The 23,952-nt window shown below is 69.8% G+C and carries 24 protein-coding genes; 16 read left to right on the top strand and 8 right to left on the bottom strand.

Annotation, left to right across the window (positions count from 1 at the left end; translation table 11 throughout):
- Window positions 1-4: 4 nt before the first annotated feature.
- On the top strand, window positions 5-271 hold the full coding sequence (locus ACFO8M_RS16745) for a hypothetical protein (protein ID WP_387977662.1): 267 nt from the start codon (window positions 5-7) through the stop codon (window positions 269-271).
- Between the two features lie 265 nt (window positions 272-536).
- Here the strand turns inward: ACFO8M_RS16745 and ACFO8M_RS16740 are convergent, their stop codons facing one another.
- Window positions 537-1,628: a DUF3866 family protein gene (locus tag ACFO8M_RS16740; RefSeq protein ID WP_387977621.1), complete on the bottom strand. Its 1,092-nt coding sequence runs from the start codon at window positions 1,626-1,628 to the stop codon at window positions 537-539.
- Window positions 1,629-1,762: 134 nt separating this feature from the next.
- Between ACFO8M_RS16740 and ACFO8M_RS16735 the strand changes: the two genes are divergently transcribed.
- The 5 genes from ACFO8M_RS16735 (at window position 1,763) to tatC (ending at window position 5,455) form a co-directional block, all read left to right on the top strand.
- Window positions 1,763-2,743, top strand: a complete 981-nt coding sequence (locus tag ACFO8M_RS16735) for a helix-turn-helix transcriptional regulator (protein WP_387977620.1) — start codon at window positions 1,763-1,765, stop codon at window positions 2,741-2,743.
- Window positions 2,740-3,672, top strand: a complete 933-nt coding sequence (locus ACFO8M_RS16730; RefSeq protein ID WP_387977618.1) for a helix-turn-helix transcriptional regulator — start codon at window positions 2,740-2,742, stop codon at window positions 3,670-3,672. Before ACFO8M_RS16735 ends, ACFO8M_RS16730 begins: the two co-directional genes overlap by 4 nt.
- A gap of 62 nt (window positions 3,673-3,734) precedes the next feature.
- Window positions 3,735-3,944 carry a hypothetical protein gene (locus ACFO8M_RS16725; RefSeq protein WP_387977617.1) on the top strand — a complete coding sequence of 70 codons (210 nt, stop codon included), beginning with the start codon at window positions 3,735-3,737 and terminating at the stop codon, window positions 3,942-3,944.
- 226 nt (window positions 3,945-4,170) lie between these two features.
- Entirely contained in the window at window positions 4,171-4,449 is a 279-nt protein-coding gene (tatA, locus tag ACFO8M_RS16720) for a Sec-independent protein translocase subunit TatA (protein WP_387977615.1), read from the top strand.
- Between the two features lie 22 nt (window positions 4,450-4,471).
- Window positions 4,472-5,455 carry a twin-arginine translocase subunit TatC gene (tatC, locus tag ACFO8M_RS16715; protein WP_387977613.1) on the top strand — a complete coding sequence of 328 codons (984 nt, stop codon included), beginning with the start codon at window positions 4,472-4,474 and terminating at the stop codon, window positions 5,453-5,455.
- 84 nt (window positions 5,456-5,539) lie between these two features.
- Here the strand turns inward: tatC and ACFO8M_RS16710 are convergent, their stop codons facing one another.
- The gene (locus tag ACFO8M_RS16710; protein WP_387977611.1) at window positions 5,540-6,277 is read right to left on the bottom strand and encodes an HAD family hydrolase; all 738 of its coding nucleotides are present in this window, start codon (window positions 6,275-6,277) and stop codon (window positions 5,540-5,542) included.
- A 98-nt stretch (window positions 6,278-6,375) separates the two neighbouring features.
- Here ACFO8M_RS16710 and ACFO8M_RS16705 point away from each other — a divergent pair, with 98 nt between their 5' ends.
- The gene (locus ACFO8M_RS16705) at window positions 6,376-9,105 is read left to right on the top strand and encodes a DEAD/DEAH box helicase (protein ID WP_387977609.1); all 2,730 of its coding nucleotides are present in this window, start codon (window positions 6,376-6,378) and stop codon (window positions 9,103-9,105) included.
- Window positions 9,106-9,194: 89 nt separating this feature from the next.
- Window positions 9,195-9,572 carry a VOC family protein gene (locus ACFO8M_RS16700; protein ID WP_387977607.1) on the top strand — a complete coding sequence of 126 codons (378 nt, stop codon included), beginning with the start codon at window positions 9,195-9,197 and terminating at the stop codon, window positions 9,570-9,572.
- 252 nt (window positions 9,573-9,824) lie between these two features.
- On the opposite strand, the gene ACFO8M_RS16695 is transcribed toward ACFO8M_RS16700, so the two are convergent.
- Window positions 9,825-10,730, bottom strand: coding sequence for a 5'-3' exonuclease (locus tag ACFO8M_RS16695; protein WP_387977605.1), 906 nt, complete (start codon window positions 10,728-10,730; stop codon window positions 9,825-9,827).
- 158 nt (window positions 10,731-10,888) lie between these two features.
- Between ACFO8M_RS16695 and ACFO8M_RS16690 the strand changes: the two genes are divergently transcribed.
- From ACFO8M_RS16690 to ACFO8M_RS16660, 7 genes are all read left to right on the top strand, one after another.
- Window positions 10,889-11,674: a transporter substrate-binding domain-containing protein gene (locus tag ACFO8M_RS16690; RefSeq protein WP_387977603.1), complete on the top strand. Its 786-nt coding sequence runs from the start codon at window positions 10,889-10,891 to the stop codon at window positions 11,672-11,674.
- A 32-nt stretch (window positions 11,675-11,706) separates the two neighbouring features.
- A complete protein-coding gene (locus tag ACFO8M_RS16685; RefSeq protein WP_387977655.1) occupies window positions 11,707-12,489 on the top strand; it encodes an amino acid ABC transporter permease in 783 nt (260 codons plus the stop codon).
- Window positions 12,486-13,241, top strand: a complete 756-nt coding sequence (locus ACFO8M_RS16680; protein WP_387977601.1) for an amino acid ABC transporter ATP-binding protein — start codon at window positions 12,486-12,488, stop codon at window positions 13,239-13,241. The genes ACFO8M_RS16685 and ACFO8M_RS16680 overlap by 4 nt, the downstream gene beginning before the upstream one ends.
- A 13-nt stretch (window positions 13,242-13,254) precedes the next feature.
- Window positions 13,255-14,814 carry an amidohydrolase gene (locus ACFO8M_RS16675; protein ID WP_387977600.1) on the top strand — a complete coding sequence of 520 codons (1,560 nt, stop codon included), beginning with the start codon at window positions 13,255-13,257 and terminating at the stop codon, window positions 14,812-14,814.
- A 618-nt stretch (window positions 14,815-15,432) separates the two neighbouring features.
- Window positions 15,433-17,085: an apolipoprotein N-acyltransferase gene (gene lnt / locus ACFO8M_RS16670; RefSeq protein ID WP_387977653.1), complete on the top strand. Its 1,653-nt coding sequence runs from the start codon at window positions 15,433-15,435 to the stop codon at window positions 17,083-17,085.
- A 10-nt stretch (window positions 17,086-17,095) separates the two neighbouring features.
- Window positions 17,096-17,887, top strand: coding sequence for a polyprenol monophosphomannose synthase (locus ACFO8M_RS16665; RefSeq protein ID WP_387977598.1), 792 nt, complete (start codon window positions 17,096-17,098; stop codon window positions 17,885-17,887).
- A complete protein-coding gene (locus ACFO8M_RS16660; RefSeq protein WP_387977596.1) occupies window positions 17,884-18,429 on the top strand; it encodes an FxsA family protein in 546 nt (181 codons plus the stop codon). Before ACFO8M_RS16665 ends, ACFO8M_RS16660 begins: the two co-directional genes overlap by 4 nt.
- A gap of 18 nt (window positions 18,430-18,447) precedes the next feature.
- Here ACFO8M_RS16660 and ACFO8M_RS16655 read toward each other — a convergent pair whose 3' ends face one another.
- The gene (locus ACFO8M_RS16655; RefSeq protein ID WP_228091996.1) at window positions 18,448-18,789 is read right to left on the bottom strand and encodes an RNA polymerase-binding protein RbpA; all 342 of its coding nucleotides are present in this window, start codon (window positions 18,787-18,789) and stop codon (window positions 18,448-18,450) included.
- Window positions 18,790-19,279: 490 nt separating this feature from the next.
- Between ACFO8M_RS16655 and ACFO8M_RS16650 the strand changes: the two genes are divergently transcribed.
- The gene (locus ACFO8M_RS16650) at window positions 19,280-20,638 is read left to right on the top strand and encodes an Hsp70 family protein (RefSeq protein WP_387977594.1); all 1,359 of its coding nucleotides are present in this window, start codon (window positions 19,280-19,282) and stop codon (window positions 20,636-20,638) included.
- A 62-nt stretch (window positions 20,639-20,700) separates the two neighbouring features.
- Here ACFO8M_RS16650 and ACFO8M_RS16645 read toward each other — a convergent pair whose 3' ends face one another.
- The 4 genes from ACFO8M_RS16645 to ACFO8M_RS16630 all read right to left on the bottom strand — a co-directional run bounded on the left by ACFO8M_RS16645 (window position 20,701) and on the right by ACFO8M_RS16630 (window position 23,884).
- Window positions 20,701-21,270 carry a PadR family transcriptional regulator gene (locus ACFO8M_RS16645; protein WP_387977592.1) on the bottom strand — a complete coding sequence of 190 codons (570 nt, stop codon included), beginning with the start codon at window positions 21,268-21,270 and terminating at the stop codon, window positions 20,701-20,703.
- Window positions 21,271-21,473: 203 nt separating this feature from the next.
- Window positions 21,474-22,037: a hypothetical protein gene (locus ACFO8M_RS16640; RefSeq protein WP_387977590.1), complete on the bottom strand. Its 564-nt coding sequence runs from the start codon at window positions 22,035-22,037 to the stop codon at window positions 21,474-21,476.
- A 42-nt stretch (window positions 22,038-22,079) separates the two neighbouring features.
- Entirely contained in the window at window positions 22,080-22,361 is a 282-nt protein-coding gene (locus tag ACFO8M_RS16635) for a hypothetical protein (RefSeq protein ID WP_387977588.1), read from the bottom strand.
- A gap of 158 nt (window positions 22,362-22,519) precedes the next feature.
- Window positions 22,520-23,884, bottom strand: coding sequence for a UDP-N-acetylglucosamine 1-carboxyvinyltransferase (locus ACFO8M_RS16630; protein WP_387977586.1), 1,365 nt, complete (start codon window positions 23,882-23,884; stop codon window positions 22,520-22,522).
- Window positions 23,885-23,952: the final 68 nt, after the last annotated feature.

Raw genomic sequence — 23,952 nt, 5'->3', positions numbered from 1 at the left:
AGTGATGTCCGATCGCAACGGCGCCGCCGAGCCGGAGCGCCCGGCCGACGCGGATCGCACCGCCGAGACGGGGCACGGCGAGCGGGAGGAGCGCCGGACCGGCGCACTGAGCTCACTCGACCCGTTGGCCGTCTACGAGCGACGGACCTCGCGCATCCGCGAGGAGATCGCGAGGAACCGCCGCGGCGAGTACACGGTCCCGACCTGGGTCCTGGCCCTCGCCTTGGCCGCGGTCATCGGCGTGTGGATCCTGGTCCTGTTCGTGCTCTAGCGAATCGAACACTGAAGTGAACGACGCCCCGCCGACGCGAAAGCGCCGGCGGGGCGGTTCGCGTTCCGGCGCACGCCGAACGTCAGCTTCGGAGCTGGGAAGGCCCCCCGGTTTCGACACTGTCGGGGCGATCCTGAAGCCGAGCTGAAGCGTGAGAAGCCGGACTGCACGCCAAACGTTCGCTCGGGCGCTGGGAAGGACCCCCGGTTTCGACGCTAGCGCGGTGAACCTGAAGGGGAGCTGAAGCGAGGGCGGGGGAGTGGCCTCAAGCGCGGTGTTTGGCGATCTGGGCCGCGTGCCTTCCCGCTGCCGCTTCCGCCACGAAGTACACGCGGTCGCGGTCGAGTCCTCTTCCCATGGTGGACAACCTGACCGGCAGGGCCTCCATGGCCTCCACCAGGCCCGAGCAGTCGATCTCGATCTGGCGGTGGCGCTCCGGGAGCTGCGCCAACTGCCGCTTGATCTTGGCTTCGAGGTCGGCCGGCAGTTCGTCCGGCACGGGCACGTCCGCCGCCGCCAGCGCGACCTTGCCGTAAGCTGTCATCGAATGGTGCGAGATTCCGCGGTGGCGTTCGCGCGCATCACCTTCGGAGATTCGCAGCGACGCGACCGGCCTGCCGCCGAGCACCGCCGCGGCGTTGACCGCCTCTCCCGCCGCGGTCCCCGAGAAGCCCCAGACCGTGCCGGTCCCGAGGTTCCCCGGGCCCTGCGCCACGATCGCGATGTCCGCACCGCCGACGACCCGCGCCGCGATGAGGGCATTGTGGATGTTCGTCGCCTCGAGGTCGCCGCCGAAGCACTGCCCGGCCGTCACCGTCGTGCACAGCCGATCCGACAGCTGGTCGAGCTGGCGCGAGAACCACGCCGGAAGCGAACCGCCGTCGGTCATCACGTACGCGACCCGCGCGTCAGGCGCGGTCGAGTGGATCCCGGCGAGCACCGGCGCGAGCGCCGAGTGCAGGTCCGCCACGACCACCGGCATCCCGCCGAGGTCCTCGCAGGCCTCCACCGCCGCCCGGTGCGGCGAGTCGTCCTCGTCCACGGCCAGGCGCATCGCCTGCATCGGCGTATAGCGGGCCTTGACGATGTGCCCCGGCCCCTCCACGTCCGCAGGCAGCCGGTCGGGCACGGCCACGACCAGCGCGTACCCGCCCGTCCCCAGGCCCTTCGCGATGGCGTTGCAGTTGAGCAGGACCCGGTCGCCGACCTCGGGCACCCCCACGAGCTCGTCGTAGGCCAGGCCTCGGCACGAGAACGCGTCCTCGCCCTCGCGGGCCTCGACGTCGACTTCCAGTTCGGTGCAGCCGCGCCAGCCGCCGCGCACGCCGGTGACGGTCCCGTATCGCCATCTGATCACGCCCGGACATTATCAAGCGCCCCCGCTCGCGGCGCACCGCGGCGACACGACCCGATCCCGCGTTCGGGCGGCGACGCGCCGGGCGCGGGCAGGCGTGATGGCAGTGCCCGCGCCGCCTGGCATAGGCTGGGCAGGTGTCCAACGATCGCACTGAACGACTGGTGAACCTGGTGCTCTGCCTGCTGTCCTCGCGGCGCTTCCAGACCTCCAGCAGGATCGCCCGGACCGTTCCCGGCTACGAGCACAACCTCGATGACAAGAAGGCCCACGACGCGTTCCAGCGCAAGTTCGAACGCGACAAGGCCGAGCTGCGCCGCATCGGCATTCCGCTGCAGTCCGGTGTCGACTACCTCGGCGACGGCGAACCGGGCTACCGGATCGCCCGCTCGGACTTCGAGCTGCCGCAGATCGAGTTCACCGACGCCGAGGCGGCTGCCGTGGCCGCCGCGGCGCGCCTTTGGCAGCAGCCCGAGCTCCAGTCCGGGTCCTCAGACGCGCTCCGCAAACTCCGGGCCGCCGGCATCGACGTCGAGTCGCACGCCGCCGCGTCCCCGGTCAAGTCCCTGCCCGGTGCCGAAGCGGCCCTCGCGCCCTTCCTCGAAGCGGTCGCGTCGAGGCGCGCCGTCGTCTTCGACTACCTCGGCTCGCGCGACGAGTCGGCCCAGCAGCGCCGCATCCAGCCCTGGGGCTGCGCGGCCTGGCGCGGCCGCTGGTACGTCGCCGGACACGACCTCGACCGCGAGGCCCAGCGTTGCTTCCGGCTCTCGCGCATCACCGGGAAGGTCCGCCTCACCGGCCCCGAGGGGGCCTTCACGATCCCCGAGGACGTCGACGTCCTCGCGTTCGCCTCCGAATCCGAGGCCCGCCAGCTCCCGAGCCGCGCCACGGTCCTCGTCCGGCCAAAGCGCGCCTGGGGCGTGCGCCGCCGCGCCGACCAGATCGGCCCGCGCACCGCCGAAGGCGACCACGCCTGCTTCTCCTACACCGACACCGCCGCGACCGCCGCCTGGATCGCCTCGTTCGGCGCCGACGTCCTCGTCCTCGATCCGCCCGAACTGGTCAAGGAGACCATCGCGTGCCTGCAAGCCCTCGTCGACGAGGAGGAGACGCCGTGACGCAGAACCGCCTCGCCCGCCTGCTCAACCTCGTCCCGTACCTCGTCGCCCGGCCCGAAGGGGTCCTGATCACCGAGATCGCTGCCGACTTCGGCGTCTCGGCCGACCAGATCCAGTCCGACCTGACGATGCTGTGGATGTGCGGCCTGCCCGGCTACGGCCCCGGCGATCTCATCGACCTCGCCTTCGACGCCGACACCGTCCGCGTCCTCTTCGCCGCCGGCATGGACCGCCCGGTTCGCCTCGCCGCCCACGAGGCCATGGCGCTCTCGGTCGCCCTGCGGGTCCTCGCCGACACGCCCGGCGTCGGCGACCGCGCCGCGATCGCCTCGGCTCTCGACAAGCTCGCCGCCGCCGCAGGCGAGGCCCCCGCCGAGGTCACCGTCCGCGGCACCGTCGCCGACCCCGGCGCCGAACGCTATGCGGCGCTCGTCGCCTCCGGGCACGCCGCCCGCATCACCTACTACTCGGCCAGCCGCGACACCACCTCCGAACGCGTCGTCGACCCCATCGAGGTCGTCGCCGCCGACGGACACGCCTATCTGCGCGCCTGGTGCCGCACCGCCGGCGAGATCCGTCAGTTCCGCATCGACCGCATCGACGCGTGCTCCGAACTCGACGAGCCGTCCGAGCCGCTGCGCCTGACCAACCAGCCCGCGCCCACCGCGTTCCTCGCCTCCGAGCTGCCGCGCATCCAGCTGCTCCTCGGCCCCGGCGCCAAAGGCGTCACCGACGCCTACCCGTGCGACGAGGTCATCGGCGAGAGCGACGGCCGCCGCCGCGTCACCATGCGTGTGCGGGACCTCGACTGGGCCCGCCGCTTCGTCCTCGGCCTCGGCGGCGAAGCCGAAGTCCTCGCCCCCGCCGAACTGCGCGACGCCGTCCGCCACACCGCCCGAGCCGCGCTGGACCGCTACCAGGCCGCGTGAACCCGCTCGACCCGCCGCCGGGCCCGCTCGAACACGACCGGGCCCGGGGCTAGACTGACGCCATGATCTGGGCGATATCGGTCGTGCTGGCACTCGCCGGACTCGTGCTCTTGGCCATAGCGGCCATGCGCCTCCTCGGCGGCCTCAAAGAGCTCGGCTTCGGCCTCGAACGCGTCCAAGAACGCGCCGGAGAGCTCCAGGACCTGCAAGAACGCCTGAACGCGACCCTCGCCGAAGCCGAACGCACCGCCGCCGCACTGCCCAAGAAGTGACGTGGCACCGTCACTGCCGCCACATTCTGATAAAGATCAGGGTTCCCGAAGGCTCCAGTGTTGACGGAAGTGTCAAACGTCGGTCATGCTTGTCCGGCTCGACATGTCGTAGCCACGCCACCGCAGATGACCTCGGTTCGAACCGAGACTCAGGCTCCGTGGCATCCGCCTTCCAAGCGGCATACGATGGTTAACGTCACCGACATATATCCGGAGGGACCGAACAATGGGTGCATTGAAGCCCTGGCACATCATCATTCTCGTCGTTGTCATCTTGCTGGTGTTCGGCTCCAGGAAGCTCCCTGACATGGCGCGTGGTCTGGGTCGCTCCATGCGGATCCTCAAGTCGGAGACCGAGGCCATGAAGAAGGACTCCGGCAACCCCGACGAGGACGGCGACACCCGCGCTGAGCCCAGGCACACGCGTGAGCCGCTCGACCCGCCGGCGCCGGTCAACGAGTCCGTGATCGACGGCGAATCGGTCGACCACAAGAAGACCCGATAGCCCGGATCCGGCCGTTACGCATATGGCTGACGAACCACCGCGGACCGCTGGGAAGGCCCGCAAGCCGTCCAAATTCCAGCGCGCCGCCGACGGCTCCATGACGCTCATGGAGCACCTCGCGGACCTCCGCTCCCGGCTGCTCATCGCCGTCCTGGTGATCCTGGTCGGCACCGCACTGGGCATGGCGTTCTCCAAGGACGTCATCACCTTTCTGACGCAGCCGTACTGCGACTCGCAGCACGCTGTCCAGGAATCCAGTGACACGCTGGTGGGTTGCAACTTCAACCTGCAGTCGCCGATCTCCCATCTGGGTCTGTACCTCAAGATCTCGCTGTACATGGGCCTCGTCGGCACCGCGCCGATCTGGCTCTACCAGCTTTGGGCGTTCATCGCCCCCGGGCTGCACCGCAACGAGCGCAAGTACGCGTACCTGTTCATCGGTGTCGCAGCGCCGCTGTTCCTCAGCGGCGCCGTCTTGGCGTACTTCGTGGTCGCCCACGGCATGCAGTTCATCATGATCCTGACCAGCGCCGATATGAGCATCGAGCTGGACCTCGAGGCCTACATCAACTTCTATGTAGCCGTCATGATGGTCTTCGGGATCGGATTCGAGTTCCCGCTGATCATGTTGATGCTCAACGTGATGGGCCTGGTGACGGCCAAGCGGATGCGCGGCTGGTGGCGGATCGTTGTCCTGGTGAGCTTCACGTTCACCGCGATCTTCACCCCCACCCCCGACCCGTTCGGCATGACCGCGCTGGCGATCTGCATGCTGCTCCTGTACGGGGTCGCACTCATCGTCGCGACGCTCAACGACAAGCGCAAGGGCATCACCGACACCGACCAGTGGGACGACGAGGAGGCCAGTGACATCGGCGCCTCGGACGACATGACCGCTACCGCGGACGTGGGCGCCAGCAACCTCGACGACGATGACTATCCCGGCGAGCCCGAGCGGCGCAACCGCTTCGGCCGACGCGTCGACGGTTACGACGACATCACCTGAGTCCCCTGAGGACGAAGAAGGTCGAGCATTGAAGAAGGGCCCCACCGCGACAGCGGTGGGGCCCTTTCAGCGTCTCTGTTCCCTCTAGCAGCCGGTGCGCACCAGTCGCAGCACGGCATCAAGGCCGACCATCCGGCCCGCCTCGGCGTGCGGCACCAGGTAGCAGCGGGCACCGATCCGAGCCGCCCCCGCGTCGGCCATCGTGTCACCGACCATGAGCACCCGGCTCGGCTCCACATCCAGCGCATGGCAGGCGGCGTAGAAGATCTTCTCGTCGGGCTTGCAGTAGCCCACCTCGTACGACAGGACCCACTCGTCGATGAACCGGTCGATACCCAAGCGCCGCAGGATCGGACGCGCATCGAAACCGATGTTCGAGACCAGCGCGATCGGGTATCCCTGGGCCTTCAGCGAAACCAGCGTGCCGATCGTGTCGGCGAACGCGACCCAGCCCTCAGGCGAGGCCATCCGGTCGTACAGCGCCTCGGCCAGACCCTCGAAGACCCCGTGGGCCTGCGCCGCGAGCGCGGTGAACGCCTCACGGTGGGCCTCTTCGTCAAGGTCGCGATCGGCCCAGGCGTCGGCGAAATCCGGCCGCACCCGCGGCTCCATGCCTGAACCGAGCCAGCCCTGAGCGCCGATGGCGTCGGCCAGAGCGGTCACCGCGAGCGGATTGAGCCGCCTCCCGCAGGACTCGGCCGCGAGCGACACCGACCGGGTCAGCGGTTCGAGCTGCGCCAAGGTGCCGTGGAAATCGAACAGGACCGCGTCGACCCCTCCGCGTCCCGCATCGTCATCTCCTGGTGAGGAATCCCGGTGCACAACCGGACGATACCCGGCCGTGTAGGCGTCGTCACAGCCGGGTGCGGAAGCGCGTTACCGGAGTGCTCTTGTCGGGGTGGCAGACTAGTGTTGAGGCCATGGTTACCGCCGACGTGCCTTACGCCGACGACCGCTCCCCGGCTCAACGCCACGCCGCCTCCCAGGCGCGCCGGCAATGGCCTCAATTGGCGGCCTTCGCAGGGGACTACTCGTTCGAACTCGACGACTTCCAAGTCGAAGCCTGCCGCATCCTCGAAGGGGGCCACGGCGTGCTCGTGTGCGCGCCCACCGGCGCTGGCAAGACCGTCGTGGGTGAATTCGCGGTGCACCTCGCGCTGGCCGAGGGCGCGAAATGCTTCTACACCACCCCGATCAAGGCCCTGTCGAACCAGAAGTTCAACGACCTCGTCGTCGCGCACGGCGCCGAGAACGTCGGGCTGCTGACCGGCGACACGGTCGTCAACGGCGAGGCCCCGATCGTCGTCATGACCACCGAGGTCCTGCGCAACATGATCTACGCGGGCTCGTCCACCCTGCAGGGACTGCGCTATGTGGTCATGGACGAGGTCCACTACCTCGCCGACCGGTTCCGCGGCGCCGTGTGGGAGGAGATCATCATCGAACTCCCGCAAGAGGTCCGTGTCGTCTCCCTCTCGGCGACCGTGTCCAACGCCGAGGAGTTCGGCGACTGGCTCAAGAGCGTCCGCGGCTCCACCGAGGTCGTGGTCTCAGAGACCCGCCCGGTCCCGCTGTGGCAGCACATGATGGTCGGCGGCGCCCTGCTCGACCTGTTCGAGCCCGACGGCGACTACGTCTCCCAAGAGCTGCTCAAAAAGGACGCCCGCGCGCGCGAACGCAACGAAGGCCGCACCGGAGGCCGTCGCCGTGGTGGCCGACCGTACGTCGACCGCGGCCGCGTCGTCTCCCGCCTCGACCAGGCCGCGCTGCTGCCCGCCATCTACTTCATCTTCTCCCGCGCCGGATGCGACGCGGCCGTTGACGAATGCGTCCGCGCAGGGCTGCGGCTCACCGACGGTCGCGAGCGGGACGACATCGTCGACTACGCGACCGCCGCCGTCGCCCACATCGACGCCGCCGACCTCGAAGCGGTCGGCTTCGACCGGTGGCTCGCCGGCCTCGCCGCCGGTATTGCCGCCCACCACGCCGGGCTCCTCCCCGTCTTCAAGGAAGTCGTGGAGAAGCTCTTCGAGCGCGGCCAGCTCAAAGCCGTCTTCGCCACCGAGACGCTCGCGCTCGGCATCAACATGCCGGCCCGGTCCGTCGTCCTCGAACGGCTCATCAAGTACGACGGCTCCGACCACGTCATGCTCACCCCCGGCCAGTACACGCAGCTGACCGGCCGGGCCGGGCGCCGCGGCATCGACGTCGAGGGCCACGCCGTCACCGTCTGGGCCGAGGACGTGCGCCCCAAGGAGCTCGCCGGTCTCGCCTCGAAGCGCACCTACCCGCTCAACTCGAGCTTCGCGCCGTCCTACAACATGGCCGTCAACCTCATCGGTGCCGCCGGAGTCGAACGCGCCCAAGAGGTCCTGGCCTCGTCCTTCGCGCAGTTCCAGTCCGACTCAGAAGCCGTCCACATCGCCGAGCAGGCCCGCACTCTGAGCCGCCGCGCGGCCGAGGCCGCCGAGGGCGCCACCTGCCACAAGGGCGACTTCCTCGCGTACTACGAACTCACGCAGCAGCTCTCGCAGTCCGAACGCGGCGCGCAGAAGAAGCGCAAGGGCGCCCTGCGCGACGAGGCCCGCACCAACCTCGAGAAGCTCCGCGGCGGCGACGTCATCTGGATCTCCCGCGGCAAGCGCACCGGCTGGGCCGTGTTCCTGCGTCCCACCGGCGGCTCGCGCCACCACGACTCGCGCTGGTCGGTGCTCACCGCCGACGGCTGGACCGGCACCCTCGAGACCTCCGCGTTCGACGGCGGCGTCGAGGTCGTCACCCGCATTCGCATGCCCAAGCGCTTCGAACGGCGCGACCCCAAATCCCGCTCCGACCTCGCCGCCAGCCTGCGCGAGGCCACCCGGGACCGTTCGCGCCCGACCCGCCGCGGCGGCGCGGCCGAGACCCCCGAGATCGCGCGCCTGCGCGAGGAGGTCAAGGCTCACCCGTGCCGCACCTGCCCCGACGCTGGGCAGCATACCGTGCACGCGTCCCGCTGGTCGCGCCTCAAACGCGAAGGCGATCTGCTGCGCCGCCGCTCCGAGCGCCGCGAGCACTCCCTGGCCCGCCAGTTCACCGCCGTGCGCGAGGTCCTCAGCGAGTTCGGGTACCTCGACGGCGAGACCGTCACGAGCGACGGGCGGCTGCTGCGCAACCTCTTTGTCGAGACCGATCTCCTTGTCGCGCAATGCCTGCGCGACGGCATCTGGGAGGGCTTGGACGCGGCGTCGCTGGCCGCGATCGCGTCCACGGTGATCTACGAGTCCCGCTTCGAGGAGGACGAGTTCTTCGTGGCGGTGCCGGGCCCGATCACCGAGCCGGTGGCGAAGACCGTGCGGCGCTGGGAGGCGATCCGGCGGGCCGAGAACACCCGCGGCCTGTCGCTGATCTCGCGCCCGCAGATGGGTCTGGCCTGGCCGATCTACCGGTGGACCAAGGGCGAGGAGCTGTCGAAGGCGCTCGCGGCCGCGGACGGGCCGTGGCCGATGCCCGGTGGCGACTTCGTGCGCTGGGCCCGCCGCACCGCTGACCTCCTGCATCAAATGGGGACTGCTGCAAGATATATCGGCACCGAGGCTTCCAATAAGCTCGCTGACGAGGCCTACGACGCGGTGGACGCGATCCGCCGAGGCGTCGTCGCCGACGTCTGACCCGAACGGGCCCTGAGCAAGTGTGGCTTCGGGTGCGGTGGCGGCTTTGCCGCCACCGCACCCGACGTCTTTGAGCTGGAAGGAATCCCGTGCACCGCAGTCGCATCTCGACGGTCCTGATCGACACCCCCGAAGCCGACGAGGCGGTCGCCTTCTGGTCGGGGGCTCTCGGCGTGCCGGCGAAGCCGGCGGTGGGGGAGGAGCACTTCAAGGTGCTCGAAGGAGCGTTGCCTGGGCTCGTGACGGTGGTGCAGCGCATCGAGGAAGGCGAGCCGCGGATCCATGTGGACATGGAGACCGACGACCTCGACGCCGAGACCGCGCGGCTGATCGCGCTCGGCGCGACGGAGCTTTCGCGCTGGCTCGACTGCCGGACCCTGCGAGTTCCCGGCGGCCACATCGTATGCGTCATCCCGGTCCACTCCGACCGGGCGGAGTTCGAAGCGGCGGCGACGATCTGGGAGTGAGGCCACGGTGATGTGGTCGGATCGGCGGGCACGCCGACCGTCCGTAGCGGCCTCGGGGTTGGGCCCCCGGTTTGCAATGGTGCCGTGAGGGTCCGACAACCCGGCGACCTTACGTTGCAACATGCCAGGACCGCGGCGCGGTCCGGCGGGCACGCCGGTCGTGCGAATCGGGTCTGGGTTGGGCCCCCGATTTCAAGCGTGGCTTCGGGGTACGACAGTTTCGGGGCTCGGCGGCCTGGTCGGTGTGGTGACTTAGGCCGCTTCGGTGCCGATGGCCTCGTGGAAGCGCTTGAGAGCCGAGGCCACGCCCCATTCGGCCGCGAGGGTCTCGACCTTGGCGGGCTCCTTCGGGGACTTCGGGAGGGTCGCGTCGATCAAGGGGACGTCGACGTCCGTCACCGCCGTCGAGGTTTTGACCGCACGGTCCAGATAGTCGCTCGCCTCCGTGATCGCCTTGCGCTGGCGCTCAGGCAGATCCGATCCATCTTCGGCCGCGGCGGCTTTCAAGCCCGCGATGCCGCCGTATGTGTTCACGAGCGTCACCGCGGTCTTCGCGCCGATGCCCTTGACCCCCGGCAGCCCGTCCGAGGGGTCGCCGCGCAGCACCGCGAAGTCCACGTAGTGGCGCGGGTCCACACCGAACTTCGTCGCGACCGCCTCGCCGTCGAACAATTCTGCTTTAGATATCCCGCGTGCGAGGTATACGACCTTGCGGTCCCGCTCGTCGTCGACGAGCTGGAACAGGTCCCGGTCGCCGGTGACCACCAGTGCCGGCTCGGCGGTGCGCGCCGCCAGGGTCGCGATCACGTCGTCGGCCTCGAAACGCGGGTGCGTCGCCGTCGCCAGCCCCAGGGCCGGCAGCAGGGCCTCGATCGCCGCGACCTGCTCGTTCAGGCCCTCCGGGGTGTCCTCCGAGCCGTCCGGCCGCGCCCGGTCGGCCTTGTAGCCCGGCATCAGGTCGATCCGCCACTCGGGCCGCCAGTTCCCTTCCAGGCAGCACACCATCCCGGTGGGGGAGTACTTGCGCGCGAGCACGGCCAGGCCGTCGAAGAAGCCGCGCACCGCTCCCGAACGCCGCCCGTCCGGGGCCTTGATCGAGGAGGGGAGCCCGTAGTAAGCGCGGTACCACAACGAGGCGGCGTCGATGAGCATCAGCATGCCCACCACTGTCTCATGCGGGTGTGACGGGGCGCGCGAACGGCGATTCGACCGCCCCCTTTAGTGCGAAACCTGCCACATTCGCAACCAGGTCGAATAACTATGGGAGGGTCCGACCGGATTGATCGGCTATTCAGCGAAGTTTGAGGAGTCCTCAGGTGAAGACCAACGCCCGCCGCGCCGCTGCCGCCCTGGTCCTGATCGGGACCGGGCTGGCCGCCGCCGCCTGTACGTCGGACTCCGGCGACGACTCCACCCTGACCGTCTGCACGGAGGTGCCCTTCGCTCCCTTCGAGTCCAAAGAGGGCGATGAGTACGTCGGCTTCGACATGGACCTCATGAACCTCCTGGCCCAACGCCTCGACCAGGAAGTCGAGGTCGTCGAGATCGGCTTCGAGTCGATCGCCTCGGGCGAAGCCCTCAACGCCGGCACCTGCGACATCGGTGCGGCGGGCCTCACGATCACCGAGGAGCGCCAGGCCGCGATGGGCATGTCCCAGGCCTACTACCGCGCCGACCAGGCCCTCGTGGTCGCCACCGGCTCGACCGTCGCGACCCTCGACGACCTCTCCGGCATGCGGGTCGCCGTCCAGTCGGGCTCCACCGGCGAGACCTATGCCAACGACAACGCGGCCGAGTACGGCTACGAGGTCGTCGCCTTCGAGTCGATGGGGGACATCGCTTCCGCGCTGACCGCGAAGAGCGCTGACGCCTCGATCGCCGACCTCGCCACGTGGACCGACATGGTCGAGACCGCGACCGATCTGACCCTCGTCCAGACCATCGAGACCGCCGAGCACTACGGCTTCGCCGTCCAGAAGGACGACACGGAGCTTCTCGAAGAGGTCAACGCCATGCTCGACCAGGCCTTCGAAGACGGCACCTACGCCGAGCTCTACGAGAAGTGGATCGGCGAGCCCTACACCGGAGACGCCGGGCAGTAGTGAGCACTCGAACCGACACGCTCGACCGCCGCATGTCGCCGCGGCAGCGGCAGCGCCTTTCGCGCACGATCCAGTACGCCGTCATCGCGGTCGTCGTCGCCGTGCTGGCGGTGGTGGCCGACTGGGGCCAGATCGCCGACTCCTTCTTCCGGCTCGACATCGCGGCCGCCATGTTCCCGGCGGTGTGGACCCCGTTCTGGAACACGATCGTCTACACCGTCCTCGCGTTCATCTTCGGCATGGTCGTCGGCGTCCCGATCGCGCTCATGCGCGTCTCCTCCTTCGGCCCCTACCGGTGGTTCGCCACCGCGTACGTGGAGATCTTCCGCGGCCTGCCCGCGCTCCTGGTGCTGTTCCTCGTCGGGTTCGGCGTCCCGCAGGCGTTCCCGGGCATCCAGTACCCCGGCGGGGTCTACGGCCAGGTCGCGATCGGCCTGGGCCTGACCTCCTCGGCCTACATCGCCGAGAGCGTCCGCGCCGGCATCCAGGCCGTCTCCAAAGGGCAGATCGAGGCGGCCCGGTCGCTGGGGATGAGCCACACCCGCACGATGATCACGGTGGTCCTGCCCCAGGCCCTGCGGATCGTCATCCCGCCGTTGACGAACGAGCTCGTCATGCTCACCAAGGACTCCAGCCTCGTGTTCGTCCTCGGCGTGACCACCGCGACCATGGAGCTGTCCAAGTTCGCCCGCAGTGAACTGACCGCCAACGCCAACGCCACGCCGCTGCTGGTCGGCGGCCTGCTCTACCTGCTGCTGACCGTGCCCCTGGGGCTGCTGGCCCGCCGCCTCGAGAAGCGAGGAGAACCCCGATGAGCACCGAAGCGACCCCGCTCGTTCACATCGAAGGCCTGTACAAGCAGTTCGGCGACAACGAGGTCCTGCGCGGCATCGACCTCGACATCGCCGAAGGCGAAGTCGTGTGCCTCATCGGCCCCTCCGGGTCCGGCAAGTCCACGCTGCTGCGCTGCGTCAACCTCCTGGAGACCCCCACCGAGGGCACCATCGCCGCCGCCGGGCACGACATGACCGGCCCCGACGCCGACCTGGACGCGGCCCGCCGCGACATCGGCATGGTCTTCCAGCACTTCAACCTGTTCAGCCACCTGTCGATCCTGGACAACATCGCGATCGCCCAGCGCCGGGTGCTGCATCGGTCGCGGTCCGAGGCGGAGGCCGAGGCGCGTCGCCGCCTGGCCGAGGTCGGCATCGAAGGCAAGGAGCAGGCGCGCCCCTCGCAGCTGTCGGGCGGCCAGCAGCAGCGCGTCGCCATCGCCCGCGCGCTCGCCATGGGCCCCAAGCTCATGCTGTTCGACGAGCCGACCAGCGCCCTCGACCCCGAACTGGTGGGGGAGGTCCTGTCGGTCATGAAGGGCCTTGCGTCCGAAGGCATGACGATGCTCGTGGTCACCCACGAGATGGCCTTCGCCCGCGAGGTCGCCGACCGGGTCCTGTTCCTCGACGGCGGCGTCATCGTCGAGTCCGGGCCGCCCGCCGCCGTCCTCTCCAACCCCAAGACCGAACGGGCCCGCAGCTTCCTCCACCGCATCCTGCACCCCGTCGACTGACATCATGGGAGGTATGAGCCTCCTCCAGAAGACAGGTCCCGCAACGGCAGAGCGCACACTGTGGCGCGGCGGGCGCGTCCTCAGTCCGACGAGCCCGGCCGCCACCGCCCTGCTCACCGAAGGCGACCGCATCGCCTGGGTCGGGCCCGAGAACGAGGCGCCCGCCGCCGACCGCGCGGTCGACCTCGACGGCGCGCTGGTGACCCCGGCGTTCGTCGACTCCCACGTGCACTTGACCGGCACCGGCGCCTCCCTCATCGGCCTCCACCTCGCCGGCCTGCCCTCGGCCGCAGCGGTGCTGGAGCGCGTCGACTCGTTCGCCGCGTCGCTGCCCGAGGACGCGATCGTCCTCGCCGGCGGCTGGGACGAGACCGCCTGGGCGGACCAGGCCCTGCCGAACGCGGAGGCACTCGAACGCGCCGCCGGGGGCCGCATCGCCTACCTCTCGCGGGCCTGCGGCCACACCGGCGTCGCCGGGCCCCGCCTCCTCGCCGCGCACCCCGAGCTGGCCGCCCTCGACGGCTTCGACGCCTCCGGGGTCCTCACCCGGGCCGCGCACCGGGGGGCCCGCGCCCTGCTCCAGACCGCCGTGCCCGTCTCCCAGCGCCTGGTCATCGCCCGCGCCGCCCTCGCGCACGCGGCGAGCCTCGGCATCGCCGCCGTCGCTGAGATGGCCATCCCCAACCCCGCCGACCCGCTCACCGAAGCCGAGTTCCAAGGCCTCATCGCCCTCGGCGGGGAACCCGACCTGCCCGCCGTCTACGGCTGGTGGGGCGAACTCGCCGCCGCCGAAAAGGCCCGCGACCTCGGCGCCCACGGCTGCGGCGGCGACCTCTCGGCCGACGGTTCGCTCGGCGCCCGCACCGCGTTTCTTCGTACGCCGTACGCGGATGCGGAGACCCTCGGCGCCCAGTACCTCACCGCCGCCGACGTCGCCGCGCACCTCCTCGACTGCCACCGCATCGGCCTGTCCGCGGCGTTCCACGCCATCGGCGACGGCGCGATCCAAGCCGTCCTCGACGGCCTCGACCGGGTCGAGGCCGAAGTGGGCCTCGACGCGATCCGCCATGCCCGCCACCGGATCGAGCACGCCGAGCTGCTCGACGCCGCCCTCATCGCCCGCATGGTCCACCACGGCGTCCACGCCTCCGTCCAGCCCGCGTTCGACGCCGCCTGGGGCGGCCCGAAGAGCATGTACGCCGCCCGGCTCGGGCGCGCGCGGGCGCTGGCGGCGAACCCGCTCTCGAAGCTCGCCGGGGTCGGTGTCCCGCTCGCCTTCGGATCGGACGCCCCGGTCACCGCACTTGACCCCTGGGGCGGCGTGAGAGCCGCGCTGCTGCACCGCAACCCGGTTTCCCGACTCCCAATGGCCGCGGCCTTCACCGCGGCCACCAGGGGCGGCTGGAGGGCCCTGGGCATCGACGACGCCGGCGCCCTCGCGCCCTCGCAGCGCGCCCATTTCACCGTGTGGGACCTCACCGGCGGCCTCCCCGACTTGAGTGATTCGCGCACACCCGATCCGAAGTGCTCGATGACCGTCGCCGGAGGGCGTGTCGTGTACTCGCGTGCCTGACCAGGCCCGCCGCGTTGCAGCCGAACGACGCGAGAAAAATTGTGGGATCAAAAATCCGACCCGGTTGACGCCATCAGCGCAGTTTGGCTTACGGTGGTCTGGTCCTCGGCGGATGACCGGAAACGGAAGCTCGCCGAACGTCGGGGGCGACTCGACTTGCTTTGCTCCCACGCAGACTGGACAAGGTGGCAGCGCGGCCGCACTGCTACCGGCGGCCAGGTCCAGATCGCGGGGGTCGGCGGAGGAAGGCGAGCCGGTCGCCGGTGGTGGACCCGCAGCAGACGCAGGAGATCCCTAGACAACAACTCGTAGTCGCTCAGCCAGACGGGTGCGAGTTGGTCCGAAGATCACCAGCTGACGCGGCAGGGGACACCGGCCGTACAGGGACTGGGAGAAACCCGTGCGAGGGGCGTAGCCGGACACAGCTACGCCCCTTTGCCGTACCCGAAGTAGGCTAGAGCCCCACCCGGTCGGGCGAGGACTCCTCGTTTCAGGCCGGGCGCCTTCGGCGACACCGGATCCGCGGTTCCCAAGCAGCCTTGCGACGCTTGCGAGCCGGGTGCCGCGGCGCCGAGCACGAACACCGCGTACCAGCGAGGAGCGCCCTTCTTGAGCACCGTGATCGACGACGACCGCGACGCCGCCGCGACGTCCGAGGCGACCGCCCCCGCGTCCCAGCGCCGCCCGCTGCTGCTGACCGACACCCCGCTGGGGCGCCGGCTCACGCTCCCCGCCGCGCTCGTCCTCGCCGCCGTCTCCGGCCTCCTCGCCGTCCTCGCCTTCCCGCCCTACGGCGCCTGGCCCCTCGCGGCCGTCTCCGTAGCCGGCTTCGGCGCCGCCGTCCACCGCCGCCGCCTCCGCGGCGGCCTCGGCGTCGGCTTCGTCTACGGCATGGCGTTCTTCCTGCCCCTCCTCGCCTGGTCCTCAACCCAGGTCGGCCAGTGGCCCTGGCTGTTCCTGTGCGCCCTCGAAGCCCTCGGCATGGGCCTCCTCGGCGCTGGACTCGCCGTCTGCTCGCGCCTGATCGACCGCCATCGCTGGATCTGGGCGCCCCTCACCGGTGTCGCCTGGGTCGCGGAAGAGGCCCTTCGCTCCCGCCAGCCCTTCGGCGGCTTCCCCTGGGGCAACCTGGCCTTCAGCCAGGCCGACGCCCCCACCGCCGCCGCGATCTGGCTCGGCGGCGCCCCCTTCCTCAGCTTCCTCGTGGCCCTCAGCGGCGGCTTCCTCCTCGCCGCCGGCTTCACAGTCGTCACCCGCCGCGCCGCCGGGATCCGCAAGGCCGCCGCCTTCACCGCCGCTGCCGCACTCACCGCGCTGGCCCCCATGGCACTGCCGATCAACGCCACCGCGCCCGCGGGCGACACCATCAACGTCGCCGTCGTCCAAGGCAACGTCCCCCGCCTGGGCTTGAGCTTCAACGAGCAGCGCCGCGCCGTCCTCGACAACCACGTCCAGGCCACCCTCGACCTCGCCGACGCCGTCAACGAAGGCACCGCCGAACGCCCCGACCTCGTCGTCTGGCCCGAGAACGCCTCCGACATCGATCCCCTGGCCAACCAGGACGCCTACGACGTCATCAGCCAGGCGGCCGCCGCGATCGGCGCGCCCATCGTCCTCGGCGGCATCGTCCACAACGACGACGGCACCCGCTCGAACATGACCATCGTCTGGGACCCCGAAGACGGCCCGGTCTACATGTACTCCAAGCGCCACCCTGTGCCCTTCGCCGAATACGTTCCCTACAAGGGCTTCTTCAGCACCGTCGCCGGATGGATCGACCCGCGCATGTCCGAGGGCCTGGACAACGTCGCCGGATTCGAGCACGGGCAGAACGCCGGCATCGTCGAAGTCGGCGACCTCACGCTCACCGGTCTCATCTGCTTCGAGATCGCGTTCGACGCAGAGACCCGCGCCTCCGTCCTCGACGGCGCCCAGCTCATGGCCGTCGGCACCAACAACGCCACCTTCGACACCAACGAGGCCCAGCAGCAGCTCGCCATGGTCCAGCTCCGGTCCATCGAGCACGCCCGCGACGGCCTCATGGCCTCCACCGTCGGCGTCTCCGGCTTCACCGACCACACCGGCGAGGTCTCCCAGGCGACCGAGTTCAACACCGCCGCCGTCATCCAATCGGATCTGACACTCTCGGACCGCTCGACTCCGGCCTCCACAGTGGGTATCCTTCCTGAAGCGGTCCTCACCGGAGCGGCACTGGTGGTCCTGGCCTGCGCCATTGCGATCAACATCAAGCACCGCCGCAGCCAGACCTAGAAAGCCGACCATGAGCGAAGCACCGGACCCGCACCCGACCGGCAGCGAGACGAGTCCGGCCATTGTGGCCATTCCGACCTACAACGAGCGCGACAACATCGAGACCACCGTCGCCGCTGCGCTCACCGGATGCGAGCGCATCGACATCCTCATCGTCGACGACTCCTCGCCCGACGGCACCGGCGACCTCGCCGACGCCCTCGCCGAGGCCCATGAACGCGTCCACGTCCTCCACAGGGCCGAGAAACAGGGCCTGGGCGCCGCCTACCTCGCCGCCTTCGCCTGGGCCGCCGAACACGGGTACCGCACCGTCGTCGAGATGGACGCCGACGGCTCCCACGATCCTTCCGATTTGCCCCGACTCCTCGCCGCCCTCGACGCCGGCGCGGACGTCGCGATCGGCTCCCGCTACATCCCCGGCGGCGCCGTCCGCAACTGGGCCCTCCACCGCCTCGCCCTCTCACGCGCCGCCGGCGTCTTCACCCGCGCCATGCTCGGACTCCGCGTCAAGGACGTCACCGCCGGCTACCGCGCCTACCGCCTCGACGGCCTCCACAAGCTCCAGCTCGACACCGTCAACTCCGTCGGCTACTGCTTCCAGATCGACCTCACCTGGCGCGCCGTCAAAGCCGGATTCGACATCCGCGAAGTCCCCATCGTCTTCACCGAACGACGCGCCGGCGCGTCCAAGATGAGCGGCGCGATCACCGTCGAAGCCCTGTGGAACGTGAGCCGCTGGGGCCTCGCCCACCGCGCACGCCAACTCCGGAACGCCTTCCGGCGTGGCAGAATCGAGGGGTGACGTACCAGCAGCCGCCCGCGGCGCCCCAGCGAGCACCGTTCGCACTCCGGCTCGCGCTGGCGATCTGGGTCATCGCCGAGGCCGCCGCCTTCTTCGGCCTGGCCTACCTCATCGGCATCGGCTACACCCTGATGATCTTCATCGGCACCAGCTTCCTCGGCGTCGCCCTGATCCAATACGTGGGCAAGAAATCGTTCCGGGAAGCCCGCGACTACCTCAACTCCGGCGGCGACCCCTCTCGCGAACTGCCCAACGGCTACGCCCTCGCCGGAGCCGTGTGCCTCATCGTCCCCGGCTTCGTCACCGACTTCATCGGGCTGCTGCTGCTCTTCCCGCCCACCCGGCTCATCTTCCGCGGCCTCGGCCGCTGGATCGCCGCGCGCACCCCCACGATGCGCTTCGGGGGAGCGGACGTCATCGACGGCGAAGTCATCGACGAGCGCAGCGCGAACGCCGATGCCACGACCGAATGGGACGAGGACGAGACCGTCAAGTACGGGGACACGAAAAACGGGCCCCGGTCCATCGACCAGGGCCCGTGAGCCTAGCGTTCCTTGCGCCTAGCGCTCGCCGCGGCGGGCGCGCATCTCCTGCAGCCGCTCGTCGAGGATCTCTTCGAGCTCCTCCATCGACCGGCGCTCAAGCAGCATGTCCCAGTGGGTGCGCGGCGGCTTGACCTTCTTGGTCTCCGGCTCCTCGCCGTCGACCAGCTTGGCCGTCGAACCGTCGAGCCGGCACTCCCACGTCAACGGGATCTCCGCTTCGACGGCGAAAGGCACCTCGAAGCGGTGCCCCTGCGGGCACACGTAGTCGCGGGTCTGGCGCGGGGCCAGCTCCGTGTTGCGATCCGATTCGTAGCTGACGGCGCCGAGACGGGAGCCCCTCAGCATTCTGTCGCTCATGTTCCCCTGCACTTCCTCTGGGGCATTCGCCCATGACCTCGCTGCCGACCCGGTCAGCCGTAGCCGGCCGCAAACGTCCCCAACCGATCACGCCGATTCCTGGGGTTTCGCTTCGTACAACGCCGGGACGCGGCCGGATCCTTCCCGGCACCGCCGTTTCCAGGCGCCGCGTTCGCGATGCGGACCCCCAAGTGTGGCCCGGCGCTCCTACTGCCGCCCACGGACGTCCTCCTGAAGTGTGACACAACACGGGCCCGGATCCGCGCGGGTGAGCACGTGAGATGCCGCTCGTCCCGTTCCGCGCGGGACATCACCGGAGGCGAGCGCCCTCGGCGCTGCCGATTTACGACTCGCGAGCCGTAATTCTGCCGAGCCCCGCCCATCCGGCCACGGCGGTGCGAACGGGGCGTGAGCGACGCGTGAACACCGAACGGGTCGCATCGGGCGTGGACGCGCCCAGTATGGTGTGCATCAGACAAGGAGTTCTCACATGCACGTGCTTGGAATCGACTTCGGAACCTCGAACACCGTCGCCGTGCTCCGCTCGGCCGACGGACGCGTACGCCCCCTGCTGTTCGACGGTGCCCCGATCCTGCCCTCGGCGGTCTACTACAACTCCGACGGCCGCATGCTCGTCGGCCGCGACGCCGAGCGCAACGCCCGCATGGACCCCGCCCGGTTCGAACCGAACCCGAAGCGCCGCATCGACGACGGGTCCCTGTTCCTCGGCACCTCCGAGATCCCGGTGCCCCAGGTCTTCGCGTACGTCCTCCAGCAGGTCGCCCTCGAGGCCCAGCGCCAGGCCGGCCAGATGCCCGGCCAGGTCCGCCTCACCCACCCCGCCCGCTGGGGCGAGCGCCGCCGCTCCATCCTCGTCGACTCCGCCCGCCTCGCCGGGCTCCCCGCCCCCCAGCTCATCCCCGAGCCCGTGGCCGCGGCCTCCTACTTCACCTCCGTGCTCGGCACCGCCGTCCCGCCCGGACGCTCGCTCGCCATCTACGACCTCGGCGGCGGCACCTTCGACGCCACCGTCGTGCGCCGCACCCAGACCGGCTTCGAAGTCCTCGCCGAAGAGGGCATCGGCGACATCGGCGGCCTCGACTTCGACCACGGCATCGTCGAGCACCTCGGCAAGACGTACGGCGCCTCCCACCCCGACGACTGGAAGCGCCTCCTCAGCCCCGCCGACGACCGCGACCGCCGCTACCGCCGCATGCTCTACGAGGACGTGCGCGGCGCCAAGGAGACCCTCTCGCGCACCGCGAGCGCCGACATCCACCTCCCCGCGCTCGAAGTGGACGCCCACCTCACCCGCGCGGAGTTCGAGGACATCGCCCGGCCGCCCCTGGAACGCACGGTCGACTGCCTCCAGAGGGCCATCAGCGCCGCCCGCATGAACCCCGCCGACCTCGTCGGCATCTTCCTCGTCGGCGGCTCCTCGCGCATCCCCGCGATCTCCCAGCTCATCCACTCCAAGCTCGGCGTGCCGCCGCAGACCTTCGAGCAGCCCGAGACCGTCGTCGTCGAAGGCGCCGTGCGCGCCGCCTCCGGCCCGGCGCCCTCCGAGCAGCCGCTGCGCCCGACCTCGGGCGGCCCCGTCTCGCCCGCGCACATGTCCGGGCCCCGCCCGCCGGTGCAGGCGCCCTCCCAGGCCCCGCAGATGCTGCCGCCCCAGACCAACTACCCGCAGCACGCGCCGGCCCCGCAGCCGGCCTACCAGCAGCCGCAACAGCAGCAGGCTCCCGTCAGGCGCCCGCTGACCCAGGAGCCGGCGGTGCTGGTGACCGGTGCGGCCGTGATCGTCCTGATCGTCATCTTCTTCGTATTGCTGTCGACGATCCTGGCCTGACGAACGCCCGGGATTCTTGAACGAGCCCTAGGGCTGTGCACCGTCGCGCCGGCTCGCCGGATCTACGGCTCCGCAAGCGTTCGCCGAGAGGCTGAGAACCCGGCGCGGCGGTTCAGTTCGCCGATCTGGCGGTCGAGCCAGTCGATCTCGGTGAGGTTCGTCGACCGGTGGATCTGCATGAGGCCCTTGCGGAAGGGTGATTCGAGCAGCTCGGGCGGGATCGGCACGCCGTTCTCGTCGAAGAACAGCTGCGCGGGCTGGTCGAGGAATTCGCGCCGGCGCGCGAGCACGAGCGCCTGCTCGCGCGGGTTCTCGAGGTGGTGCAGGAACGCGAGCATCACGTACCACTTGTTGTCGTCGGTGATGAACCCCTGCTCGGGGTCTCGAAGCCACCGCCGCAGCTGGTCGGTGCCGGTCTGGGTGATCTCGAGCATGTGGCGCGGTGCGGCGACCGACCCGGGCGCGGTGCGCCGGGTCAGGCACTGGGCGTCTTCGAGTTTCTTGATCGTGGGGTAGAGGGTCCCGTCGGCGACGGGCCGGACGTGCCCGGCGAGGCTGGCGACCCGGTTCTTGAGGTCGTAGCCGTGGAGCGGGAAGTCCCGCAGAAATCCGAGTATGGCCATCTTCAGCATGCGTCCATTATGGCAGTTAATACAAGATATATCGACTCCGAGGTAGAAAACCTCGTTGTCAGTCAACGTAATCCGTCAATTTGAAGCACGGGCACGGGCTTCGCCCGCGCACTCACCAAAAAGAGCAGGCCAAAGGAGAGCCTCCCGGTTTCGCTTGCTGAGCAGCGAAAACGGGAGGCTCGGGGGCTCTCGGTCGAGGGGGATCAGATGATGTGGAAGTACCACAGGACCAGATAGGCCGCGGCGGCGATGAAGGCGATGACCGCCAAGAGGACGAGCCATCCGGCGGCGGCCTCCATGATGCCCGGGCGGCCGCTGTCGCCGGTCGCGGCGGCGACCGGCGCCCAGACCGTCTCGTCGATGATCCGCATGGGGGCGAGGGCCTTCGCGGGCGGATACCAGGCACGCGACTGGGACTGGACCGCGGTGCGGTTGGCCGGCTGGAGACGGCCGCGCCGGTTGTAGGCGAACAGGGCCACTTCGGACTCGTCTGCGAGAGAGGCGATCTCGGTGCTCACGGGCATCGTGGTGTAGAGGCGCCGTTTGCGGTCGGGTGAGCCGGTGCCGACGATCATCGGGATGTCCGCCGCCGTGACCTCGAGTCCGGGGGCCTTGACCGCCGCGACCGTCCGCGTGGACTCGACCGTGGCCTCCCACTGCGGGCTCTCCAGGACCTCGCCCTCGACCTTGTCGAGGTGCTTGAGGTGGGCCTGAACGAGGCTCAGGAGCGCATAGGTCTGCGGCGGCACATCGGACGGCATGTTCATGAGTGGAAGTGTCACATACGGTCGCAGCCCGTTCGCCCGTGGTCAGTTCGGTTCCCGAAGGAACCCAGGTACCTCTGTGCCGGGAGGAATTCGCGGCGATTGCGTGTCTCGTTCACCGGGAATGTCGACCAGATCAAAACCTTGGAGCAGCATCGGAAAGGCGAATCGGACCTGGTCTTTCGCGAAGGTGTCTGATACCTGGTCGCCACCGCCGTGGTGGCTGGCGCCGAGCCGAATACCGACCCGGCCGATTTCCTCGGCGTTGATATGGGGATCGTCAACATCGCCACCACCTCTGAGGGCGAGGGGCTGCGCCGGTATCACGAGCGGATGGCGAAGGCCGGGCCGAGTTGCAGGCCAAGGCGACGAAGTCGGCGAAGTGGAAGCTGAAGGCCCGTGCGCGCCGGGAGGCGCGGGTGGTCAAGGACAATGTCGCCGACACGCCGCAGCCAGCGGCGGACACGAGCGGCAAACCACCGGCATCAACCACTGGTAGTTGACAAGGGCTCGATCTGGGCCCCGAGCTGCTGGAGGCGTGCGGCGAGCTGCTCGTAGCCGCGGTGGATCACGTCGACGTGCCGCAGCTCCGAGGTGCCCTGCGCGCGCAGCATCGCCAGCAGGAGCACCACGGCCGGGCGCAGCGCGGGCGGGCACACGACCTCGGCGCCCGACCACCGGACCGGTCCCTGGACGTGGAGCCGGTGCGGGTCGAGCAGCTTCACCTGCGCGCCGAGCCGGTTGAGCTCGGTCAGGTAGATCGCGCGGTTCTCGTACACCCAGTCGTGGATCATCGTCGAGCCCTCCGCGCACGAGGCGATGAGCGCGAAGAACGGCAGGTTGTCGATGTTGAGCCCAGGAAAGGGCATCGGGTGGATCTTGTCGACCGCGGCGTGCAGCGGCGAAGGGTGGACCGTGAGGTCGACCAGGCGGGTGCGGCCGTTGGCGGCCAGGTACTCGTCGCCCCTGGAGTACACCAGGCCCATCTCCTCGGCGAGGGCGAGTTCGATCTCGACGAACTCGATGGGCGTGCGGCGGACCGTGATCTCGGATTCGGTGACGATCGCGGCGGAGACGAGGCTCCAGGCCTCGATCGGGTCCTCGGCGGGCGCGTAGTCCACCGGCGTGTCGATATCGGCCACACCGTGGACGGCGACGGTGGTGGTGCCGACGCCGTCGATGCGGACGCCGAGGCGTTCGAGGTACCAGCACAGGTCCTGGACCTGGTAGTTGCAGGAGGCGTTGCGGATGACGGTGACGTCGGGGAAGCGGGCTGCGGCCATGATCGCGTTGGCGGTCACGGTGTCGCCCCGTTCGGTCAGGACGATCGAGCCGGGCGCCTCCACGTTCTCCTTGACCGTGGCGCGGTAGCAGCCCTGCGAGCGCTCGACGGAGAGGCCGAAGCGGCGCAGGGCGTTCAGGTGCGGTTCGACGGTGCGGTCGCCGAGTTCGCAGCCGCCGGCGAACGGGAGTTCGAACTGCTGGTAGTCGTGGAGGAGCGGCCCGAAGAACATGATGATGGACCGGGTGCGGCGGGCGGCCTCGGCGTCGATGCGGGAGAGGTCGAGGCGTTCGGGCGGCTGGATGCGGAGGTCCCCTTCGGTGCCGATCCACTCGTGTTCGACGCCCATGCTGGTGAGGACCCGCAGGATCCGGTTGACCTCCTCGATGCGGGCGACGCGGCGCAGCGTCGTGGGGCCGCGGTTGAGGAGGCTGGCGCACAGGAGTGCGACGCCGGCGTTCTTGGAGGTCTTGACGTCGATCGACCCGGTGAGGGCGGTGCCGCCGCGTACGCGCAGGTGGCGGGGGCCTGCAGGCTCGGCCGCGGAGACGCCGTCGTAGTCGAACATGCGGTCAGCGTAACGGAGTTCAGTGTCCTGTAGGGGCATTCGCGTTCTCTGGTTCGCCCAGCTCAGCA

Source organism: Glycomyces rhizosphaerae, from assembly GCF_042647865.1.
GTDB classification, from domain to species: Bacteria; Actinomycetota; Actinomycetes; order Mycobacteriales; family Micromonosporaceae; genus Glycomyces; species Glycomyces rhizosphaerae.
Note: the sequence above shows the minus strand (reverse complement) of the source record. Positions and strands in the feature narration are given on the sequence as shown.